The 9,035-nt window shown below is 71.5% G+C and carries 9 protein-coding genes; 3 read left to right on the plus strand and 6 right to left on the minus strand.

Features of this window, described 5'->3' with window-relative positions; genetic code table 11:
* Positions 1 to 28: 28 nt before the first annotated feature.
* From ACWDX9_RS54880 to ACWDX9_RS54900, 5 genes are all read right to left on the minus strand, one after another.
* Positions 29 to 937: an oligopeptide/dipeptide ABC transporter ATP-binding protein gene (locus ACWDX9_RS54880; protein ID WP_449970442.1), complete on the minus strand. Its 909-nt coding sequence runs from the start codon at positions 935 to 937 to the stop codon at positions 29 to 31.
* Entirely contained in the window at positions 934 to 1,710 is a 777-nt protein-coding gene (locus ACWDX9_RS54885) for an ABC transporter ATP-binding protein (protein ID WP_364249765.1), read from the minus strand. Before ACWDX9_RS54885 ends, ACWDX9_RS54880 begins: the two co-directional genes overlap by 4 nt.
* Positions 1,711 to 1,774: 64 nt before the next feature.
* Positions 1,775 to 2,653 (minus strand): ABC transporter permease, encoded by an 879-nt coding sequence (locus tag ACWDX9_RS54890; protein WP_355196099.1) that lies wholly within the window; start codon positions 2,651 to 2,653, stop codon positions 1,775 to 1,777.
* A complete protein-coding gene (locus ACWDX9_RS54895; RefSeq protein WP_449970446.1) occupies positions 2,650 to 3,720 on the minus strand; it encodes an ABC transporter permease in 1,071 nt (356 codons plus the stop codon). The genes ACWDX9_RS54890 and ACWDX9_RS54895 overlap by 4 nt, the downstream gene beginning before the upstream one ends.
* A gap of 13 nt (positions 3,721 to 3,733) precedes the next feature.
* Positions 3,734 to 5,314, minus strand: coding sequence for an ABC transporter substrate-binding protein (locus ACWDX9_RS54900; RefSeq protein ID WP_449970449.1), 1,581 nt, complete (start codon positions 5,312 to 5,314; stop codon positions 3,734 to 3,736).
* A gap of 112 nt (positions 5,315 to 5,426) precedes the next feature.
* Here ACWDX9_RS54900 and ACWDX9_RS54905 point away from each other — a divergent pair, with 112 nt between their 5' ends.
* Complete coding sequence (locus ACWDX9_RS54905; RefSeq protein ID WP_357740542.1) at positions 5,427 to 6,077, plus strand: Lrp/AsnC family transcriptional regulator; 651 nt, start codon at positions 5,427 to 5,429, stop codon at positions 6,075 to 6,077.
* Between the two features lie 4 nt (positions 6,078 to 6,081).
* Here ACWDX9_RS54905 and ACWDX9_RS54910 read toward each other — a convergent pair whose 3' ends face one another.
* Entirely contained in the window at positions 6,082 to 6,417 is a 336-nt protein-coding gene (locus ACWDX9_RS54910; protein WP_364249774.1) for a hypothetical protein, read from the minus strand.
* A gap of 366 nt (positions 6,418 to 6,783) precedes the next feature.
* Here ACWDX9_RS54910 and ACWDX9_RS54915 point away from each other — a divergent pair, with 366 nt between their 5' ends.
* Positions 6,784 to 7,812 carry an alcohol dehydrogenase catalytic domain-containing protein gene (locus ACWDX9_RS54915; RefSeq protein ID WP_449970452.1) on the plus strand — a complete coding sequence of 343 codons (1,029 nt, stop codon included), beginning with the start codon at positions 6,784 to 6,786 and terminating at the stop codon, positions 7,810 to 7,812.
* Positions 7,813 to 7,879: 67 nt separating this feature from the next.
* Positions 7,880 to 9,035: AAA family ATPase (locus tag ACWDX9_RS54920; protein ID WP_449970455.1), on the plus strand; the 1,156-nt coding region annotated here is incomplete at its 3' end.

Below are 9,035 nucleotides of genomic sequence, written 5' to 3' on the forward strand. Positions count from 1 at the left end.
GCGGCGGCCCGCGGCCCGGGGACGGGGGTCACTTCGGCTCGTGCAGCCAGCAGGCGACCGGCCCGAACTCCGGCTCCTTCACGCGGCACACGTCCATCACGGACGGGCACCGCGGGTTGAACCTGCACCCTCCCGGCGGGTTCGCCGGGTCCGGCACGTCACCGGCCAGCTCTGCGGGCAGCACCCCCATCCCGTCGGGCTTGGGGATGGCCTGGAGCAGCGCCTTCGTGTACGGGTGCTTCGGGTCCGCCCACACCTCGGCCGTGTCGCCCACCTCGACGATCTTGCCGAGGTACATGACGGCGATCCGGTCGGCGATCAGCCGCACCACGGACAGGTCGTGGCTGATGAACAGCAGCCCCGCGCCCGAGTCCACCGCCAGGTCCCGCATCAGCCTGGCCACCTGCGACTGCGCCGAGGCGTCCAGCGCCGAGATGGGCTCGTCGCCGATCAGCAGCCGCGGCCGGGCCGCGAGCGCCCTGGCGATGGCGATGCGCTGCCGCTGCCCGCCGGAGAACTCGTGCGGATGCCGGCCGGCGAAGTCCCGCGGCAGGCCGACGCGTTCCAGCAGGTCGGCGGGGGAGGTGGCGGTGTCCTGCGAGGTGCGCAGCCCGTCGGCGATCTGGTCGCCGACCCGCCGCCGGGGGTTGAGTGAGGCGTACGGGTCCTGGAAGACCATCTGGATCCCGGTCAGCTTCCTGCGCCGCAGGCCGAGTGGCGTGACCGGCTGCCCGTCGAACGCGATCGAGCCCGCGGTGATCGGGTTCAGCCCGCAGACGGCGCGGGCCAGCGTCGACTTGCCGCACCCGGACTCGCCGACCAGCCCGACGACCTCGCCGGGGTGGACCTCCAGGCTGGCGCCCGCCACGGCCCGCACGGCGGGACGCCCGGGGGTGCGGTGCTCGACGACCAGGTCGTCGATGGCCAACAGAGTCATTGCGCCTCCGCGTCGGGTAGGGACTCCAGCAGGGAACGCGTGTAGGCGTGCTCGGGCTCCCGCAGCACCCGCCCGCGCGGCCCCGACTCCACGACGAGGCCGTCCTTCATCACGCTCACCTCGTCCGCCACCGCGGACATCACCCCGAGGTCGTGGGTGACCAGCAGCACCGCCAGCCCCAGCTCGTCGCAGAGCCCGCGCAGCAGCCGCAGCACGCCGGCCTGCACGGTCACGTCGAGCGCGGTGGTCGGCTCGTCGGCGATCAGCACCTTGGGGGAGCAGGCCAGCGCGATGGCGATGGCGATGCGCTGGCGCATCCCGCCGGAGAACTGGTGCGGATAGCGCCCGTACGCCTCCTCCGCGCCCGGGATGCGCACCTTGCCCAGCAGTTCCACCGCCCGGGCCCGCGCCTCGCGCTTGTCCAGCCCCAGGTGGTGGCGCATGTGCTCGGTGAGCTGCTTGCCGATGGTCAGCATGGGGTGCAGGCTGGTCGCCGGGTCCTGGAACACCATGGCGACCTCGCCGCCGCGCACCCGGTTCAGCTCCTTGGGCGGCAGGGTGAGCAGGTCGCGCTCGCCGAGCCGGATCGCGCCCGACACGCGGGCGCCGTGCGGCAGCAGCCCGAGCACGGCCAGGCCCGTCATCGTCTTGCCCGAGCCGCTCTCCCCGGCCAGCCCGTGCACCCGGCCCGGCTCCAGCGCGAGATCGACGCCGCGCAGGATCTCCTTGCCGCCGATCGACATCTTCAGGTCGGTGATGTCCAGCGTCGTCACAGGTCCTCCTTCGTCGGACCTGCGGCCGGGTCGCTGTGCTGTCTCGTTCCCTCGCTTCGCTCGGTCACAGTGCACGCTCCTTGATCGCGCGGGCCGTACGGGGGTCGAGCGCGTCCCGCAGGGTGTCGCCGAGGAAGTTGAACGCCAGCACCACCGTCAGGATCGCCAGCCCCGGGAACGTCGCCACCCACCAGCTGTCGAACACCTCCACGCCCGAGGCCACCATCGCCCCCCACTCGGGGGAGGGCGGCTTGGCCCCGAGGCCCAGGAACGACAGCCCGGACAGCAGCAGCAGCGCGGTGCCGATGTCCAGCGTCGCGAGCACGAGGATGGGGCCGGTCACGTTCGGCAGCACGTCCACGCGCAGCGACCGCCACACGGAGAAGCCCAGCAGCCGCCCGCTCAGCACGAACTCCCGCTCGCGCACCCCCAGCACCAGCCCCCGGGTGACGCGGGCGTACGCGGGCCAGGCCACCACCAGCACGGCCAGCACCGCGTTCGTCAGGCTGGCGCCCAGCGCGGCGGCCACCACCATGGCCAGGATCACGGTCGGGAACGCGAACACCAGGTCCGCCAGCCGCATGATCGTCTCGTCCACCCACCGGCCGAAGTACCCGGCGCAGGCGCCGAGCAGCCCGCCGATCAGCACCGACAGCACCACCAGCAGCAGTGTCAGCGGGATCGACACCCGGGCCCCGTACATGACGCGGCTCAGGATGTCGCGGCCGAGCTGGTCGGTGCCGAACCAGTGCCCCGGCCCCGGCGGCGCGAGCCGCGGCAGGTCCTGGGCGAGGGGGTCGTGCGGCGCCAGCATCGGTGCGGCCAGCGCGATGACCAGCCAGGCCACCGCCAGCACGGCGCCGACCACGGCCAGCGGCTGCCGCCACGCCTCGGGCAGCCGGGCAAGCAGGCCCCTGCGGGCCAGAGGGTCCCGCCGTCTCATTGCAGCCTCACTCGGGGATCGATGACGCCGTACAGGACGTCCACGATCAGGTTGATGACCAGGTAGACGACGCCGACGACCAGGCCGACGCCCATGACGGCGGGCAGGTCGAGGGTGGTGGCGCTCTTGTACGCGTACTGGCCGACGCCGGGCCAGGCGAAGATCGCCTCGACCAGCACGGTGCCGGACAGCAGGCTGCCGAACGCCAGGCCCGCCACGGTGATGATGGGCACCAGGGCCGAACGCAGCACGTACCGGAAGAGGATCACCCGGCCTGGCAGGCCCTTGGCCCTGGCGGCGCGCACGTAGTCCTGCCCCAGCACCTCCAGCACCGCCGAGCGGGTGAAGCGGGTGAGCAGGCCGATCGTGTAGAGCGCCAGCACCAGCGCGGGCGTCACGAGGTGCCCGACCGCGGAGGAGAACACGTCGAACCGGCCCGCCACCAGCGCGTCCACGGTCTGCAGCCCGGTCACGGCCGGGACCGCGCCGTTGAGCGCCGCGTCCACCCGGCCGCTGCCCGGGGTGAGCTGCAGCCGGTAGAAGAACACGTAGAACGCCACCAGCGCCAGCCAGAACGTCGGGACCGAGATGCCGATGAGGCTCAGCACGCGCAGCGCGTGGTCCGACAGCCGGTCCCGGCGCAGCGCGGCGATCACGCCGAACGCCACGCCCAGCACCAGCGACACCAGGATCGCCGCCCCGGCCAGCTCCAGCGTCGCCGGGACGAACTCGGCCAGGTCCTGGCTGACCGGCCGGTGACTCTGCTGGCTCGTGCCGAGGTCGCCGTGGAGCAGGCCCTGGAGGTGCAGCACGTACTGCTCCCAGAGTGGCTTGTCCAGGCCGTGCTCGGCCCGCCACTGGGCCACGATCGCCGGATCGCCCAGCGCCCGCTGGCCGAGGTTCGCGGCCACGGGGTCGCCGGGCACCAGGTTCGTCAGGACGAACGTGACGAGCGTGATGCCCCAGGCCATCAGGACCGCGAGCAGGATGCGCCGGATCAGGAAGCGGACGAGCGGATGGACCCGTCTCGCCCGGCTCCGGCGGGCTTCGCCCGGGATGTCGGACACCTGTGAGGCTCCCTTACTTCACGCCGAGGTCGGCCACGTCCACCGTCCACACCGGGTGGTACTCGAGGCCGGTCACCGACGCCGCCGTCACGATGTTCTGGCTGGGCTGGATCAGCGGGACGAACGGGCCGGAGGCGTTCAGCTTGGTCTGCACGTCCACGTAGGCGGCCTTGCGGGCGTCGTCGCCGATCGCCGTGGCGGCCTTGTCACCGGCGGCCTCGATCTCCTTGGCCGCCCCCGCCTTCCAGCCGGCCCGCAGGCCCACCGTCTTGCCCGGCAGGAACGCCAGGTAGTCGCTCGGGTCGGGGTAGTCCGGGCCCCAGTACCACAGGCCCATCTCCTCCTTGCCGTTGCGGTAGTTGTCCAGGGCCGTGGTGACCGGCGCGGGCTGCAGGTCGACCGTGATGCCGACCTCCTTGAGGTTGGCCTGGACGCGCTCGGCCAGCGGCTGGAAGGACAGGCCGTTGACGGTCAGCTCGCTCGGGTACTCCAGCTTGACGGTCGGGTTCGACACGCCGCTGGCGGCCAGCGCCGCCTTGGCGCCCTCGACGTCCCGCTTGGCCGCCTGGTCGGCGGGCAGCGCGCCGAGCAGCTGCGACGGGATGACGCCCGGCGCCTGCGCCGAGCCCTCGCCGGCCAGCTCCAGCAGCCCCGCGTAGTCGACGCCCTTGCGGACCGCCTCGACGAACTTGGGGTTCGTCGTCGTCTTGCTGATCGCGGAGTCCTGGTTGGCCAGCAGGAAGATGACGTTCGCCGAGGCGATCTTCTTGACCTGCAGGGTCGCGGGCATGCCGGTGACCTGGTCGCCCGACAGGTTGAGGGCGATCTGGCTGTCGCCGCGCTGGACGTTCAGCTTCTGCGTGGCGGCCTCGACGTTGCGGATGACGACCTTGTCGTAGGCGGGCTTGGTGCCGTAGTACTTGGGGTTCGCCTTGAGCGTGACCTGGCTGCTCACGTTGAACGACTCGATCTGGTACGGGCCGGAGCCCGCCGAGGCCGAGTTCAGGTACTGCTCGGCCTTGTCCTGGGCGTCCGTGGTGGCGCCGTGCTCCTTGGCGACCTTGCTGTTGAGGATGCCGAGGGCCGGGTTCGGCAGGATGTACGGCAGCGCCGGGTTGGCCGCCTTCGACGTCAGCGTGATCGTCGAGTCGTCGGTCTTGGCCACCTCGACGCCGTCCAGCAGGAACGACGGCGTGCCCTTCATGTCCCGCACGCGCGTCAGCGAGAACACCACGTCATCCGCGGTCAACGGCGACCCGTCCGCGAACGTGGCGCCCTTCTTCAGCTTGAGCGTCAGGATCTTGCCGTCCTTGCTCAGCTCGTACGACTCGGCGAGCGCGGGCACCGGCTTGGTCACGTCGGCGCCGTCGAACGTCAGCAGCGTCTCGTAGACGGCCTTGCCGACGATCAGGCCCGTCGGCTCGTACGTGCGGCCGGGGTCGGCCGTCTTGAGGTCGAAGGACGTGTCGATGACGAGGGTCTTGCCCCCACCGCCGGACGCGGCGGGAGCCTGGGAGCCGCCGCCGCTACCGCAGGCGGCCAGGGCGAGTGCACCGGCGAGCAGCACAGCCGCCGTCTGCGAGCGGGTCGCCATGATGGGTCCTCCAAGATTTGGACGTTCGGCAGGAAGATGTCGAGGATTGTGCGGCAGAACGTCCAGGCACTGTGCGGTCGCTGAGACGTATATAAAGGTCAGTGAGGTAATGATGAGTGAAATTTCCAGAAATGGTGTCGGCGGTGGCGGTCAGCCTGGACGGATCGGCATCGGTCTCGAGCTTGACGACATCCACATGAAGATCCTCGAGGTCCTGCGCGAGAACGGCAGGATCTCGGTGGCCGCGCTGGCCGACCGGGTGGGCATCTCCCGCGCGAACGCCTACACGCGCTTCGAGGCGCTGCGCGCCGACGGCGCGATCAAGCGTTTCACCGCCGAGATCGACCACGTGCGGGCCGGGCTCGGCATCACCGCCCTGATCTTCGTGACCGTACGCCAGCAGATGTGGAAGCAGTTCCGGGCCGAGCTGGCCCGGATGCCGGAGGTGGAGTACTGCGCGATCACCACCGGGCAGCACGACGCCATGATCCAGGTGCGCGTGTCCGACGTGGCCGCCGTGCACACCATGGTGACCGACCGGCTGGCCAACATCCCGGCGGTCAAGGCGACGGAGACCGTGTTCATCCTGGACGAGGTGCTCAAGCGGCCGTACGTGCTGCCCAGTGACCGCGACCGTGATCGCGACCGGGCCCGTCCGGCGCGGCGGCCCGTCCAGGAGGGGGCGCAGGGCGGCGTGCCGCTCGGCAAGATGCGCTTCGTCGGCGCCGCCGAGGGCCGCGCCGCCCTCCGCAAGGACGACTGAGTGATCAGCCGACCTCCCTGCACACGCTCACGTGCACCGTGTCGTCCCCGTCGAAGCTGAACTCCTCCACCAGGCGCAGCAGCCCGTCGTCCCCCTTCTCGATGCGGCTGCTGCTCTGGCCGCCCGCCTTCCCGCCGGCCTTCAGCGCGTGCGCGTACGAGATCGCCACCTGGGCGTCGTCACGCATGCCCACGAAACGCCCATGGGTCACGGTGTCGCCGGAGTAGCTGCCCCACACCACCCCGTCGGACTCCTGGTACAGGAACTCCGTCGGGCTGTCCGGGTCGACTGCGCTCGCGGTCGAGCTCACCATCACGAATTTGCGGCCGTTGAGATTCACGCCCGTCATGGTGGCCCACATTCCCGAAATATCAGCATTCGTCTGGACGGATCGTGAGGAGACCGGTCAATGATCGACAATCCGTCCAGCCGGAATCGTGACCCCGGGGGCCCGTACGCGAACCCTTCCAGGGAGGAGGCCCGCCACCGCGGACCATGCGGGACCTGCGCAGTCTCGCCAGAACGTCTGCCGGCGCGTCACGGCCGCTCCGGACCGCCGGGCCTTCACCGTACACGACGGCCCCCTCCTCGTCCTCAAAGCCTGGCAAACCCGCTCTGACCAGGTTCGACGGCCGGTGGACAGGAAAGGGGGCGCGAGAGAGGGCCTCTCCGCGGGGCCGCTGCTTCCGTAAGAAGAGGAGACGGCATGTCTTCTTCTGCCACGCACCGTGCCGTACAGGTCGCCGAGCCCGGCGGGGACATGTCTCTGGTCCGGGTGGACACCCAGGAGCCGGGCCCGGGCCAGGTACGGGTCACCGTCGAGGCCTGCGGGGTGTGCCACTCCGACGCGCTGATCATCGCCGGACACATCCCGGGCACCACGTACCCCGTCACGCCAGGTCACGAGATCGCGGGACGCATCGACACGATCGGCGCCGACGTCGCCGGCTGGACCGTCGGTGATCGCGTGGCGGTCGGCTGGTACGGCGGCAGCTGCGGCCACTGCGACGCCTGCAGGGAGGGCGACGGCATCCTCTGTCCCGAGCTTCAGGTGCCGGGTGCCGCGTACGCCGGCGGGTTCGCCGACTCCGTCGTGGTGCCGGCCGTCGCCCTGGCCGCGGTCCCGGACGAGCTCACGGCGGTGGAGGCCGCGCCCCTGGCCTGCGCCGGCGTGACCGTGTACAACGCGCTGCGGCGCAGCTCAGCGCGCTCCGGCGACACCGTCGCGATCCTCGGCCTGGGCGGCCTGGGGCACCTGGGCGTCCAGTTCGCCGCGAAGATGGGCTTCGACACCGTCGCGATGGCCCGCGGCCCCGAGAAGGCGTCGCTGGCTCACAAGCTCGGCGCGGCCCACTACATCGACACCGCCACCGAGAACATGGCCGACGCGCTGCAGGCCCAGGGGGGAGCCAAGGTGGTGCTGGCGACGGTGACCAACGCGGCGGCGATGTCCCAGACGATCGACGGGCTGGGCCGCCGCGGCGAGCTCATCATCGTCGGCGTCGACACGGAGCGGCTGGACCTCACGCCTCTGCAACTCGTGGGCGCGGCCAAACGGGTGCACGGGCACGCTTCCGGCATCGCGGTCGACACCCAGGACACCATGAGGTTCGCCGCCCGGAACGGCGTCCGGGCGTGGACCGAGGAGGTCCCGCTGGAGGAGGCCGGTGCGGCGTTCCAGAAGATGATCTCCGGCAGGGCCCGCTTCCGCATGGTCCTGACCACGGGTAACTGATCATGCTGGCCAGCTTGAACGGCGGGCTCGCTTTGTCACAGGTGCCGGTGCTTTCTATGCTCGGCGTGTGCTGGGGAGAGACGACGAGAGCGAACTGCTTGAGTCGTTGCTGCGGCACGCCGCCGAGGGACGCGGCGGCGGAGCGATCCTCCACGGCGAGCCGGGGATCGGGAAGACCGCGCTGCTGTCACACGCCACGGAGCGGGCCGCGGGGTTCCGGGTGCTCCGCGCGGTGGGCGTCGAGCCGGAGGCCGATCTCGCGTACGCGACGCTGCACCAGCTCCTGCTCCCCCTGCTCGGGCGGGCCCACGAGCTGCCGGACCCGCAGGCGCAGGCTCTGCGCGTCCTGTTCGGTCGCGCGCACGGCGCGCCACCCGATCCGTTCCTGGTGGGCCTGTCGACCCTGTCGCTGCTGTCCCTGGCGGCCGGGGAGAAGCCGGTGTTGTGCGTCGTCGACGACGCGCACTGGGCCGATCGGCCGACGCTGAAGACCCTGGCGTTCGTCGCCCGCCGGCTGGACGACGAGCCCATCGCGGTGGCGCTGGCCGCGCGCGCCGACGAGGGCCACAGCACCGATCTGCCCGACCTGCGCCGCATCCCGCTCGCGGGCCTCGAACCCGAAGCGGGCAGAGCGCTGCTCGCCGGGCGGCGCCTCAGCGAGGGTGAGCAGGACCGTCTGCTGGCGATCACCGGGGGAAATCCCCTGGCCCTGCTCGAACTCGCCGGAAGGAGGATCCCGCCGGAGGGGACCCCGGAGCCGCCGGCCATGACCGACCGGCTGCAGCGGTCGTTCCTGGCCAGGATCCGGGCGCGGCACGTCGAATCACTGCCGCTGCTCCAGCTGATCGCCGCCGACGGCTCGGGCAGCGTCGAGACCATCGAGAAGGCGGCCGCCTCCATGGGGATCGCCGCCGACCTGCTGCACCGCCCCGAACTCGACGAGCTGCTGACCTACGACGGGCCGCGGCTGGCGTTCCGGCATCCGCTGATCCGTTCAGCGGTCTACCACAGCGCCACGGGCAACCGGCGCGTCGCGATCCACCGCGCCTTCGCCGCGGCCTTCGACACCCCGGCCGACCAGCACCGCCATGCCTGGCACCTCGGGCAGGCCGCCGTCGGGCACGACGAGCACGCCGCCGACCAGCTCGAGCACCGGTGCGGTGCGTCACCGCCCTGCCCGTCGGAGACGACGACGATGCCGGGCAGTTCACTGATCAGGCGGG

The organism is Nonomuraea sp. NPDC003201 (assembly GCF_053590415.1).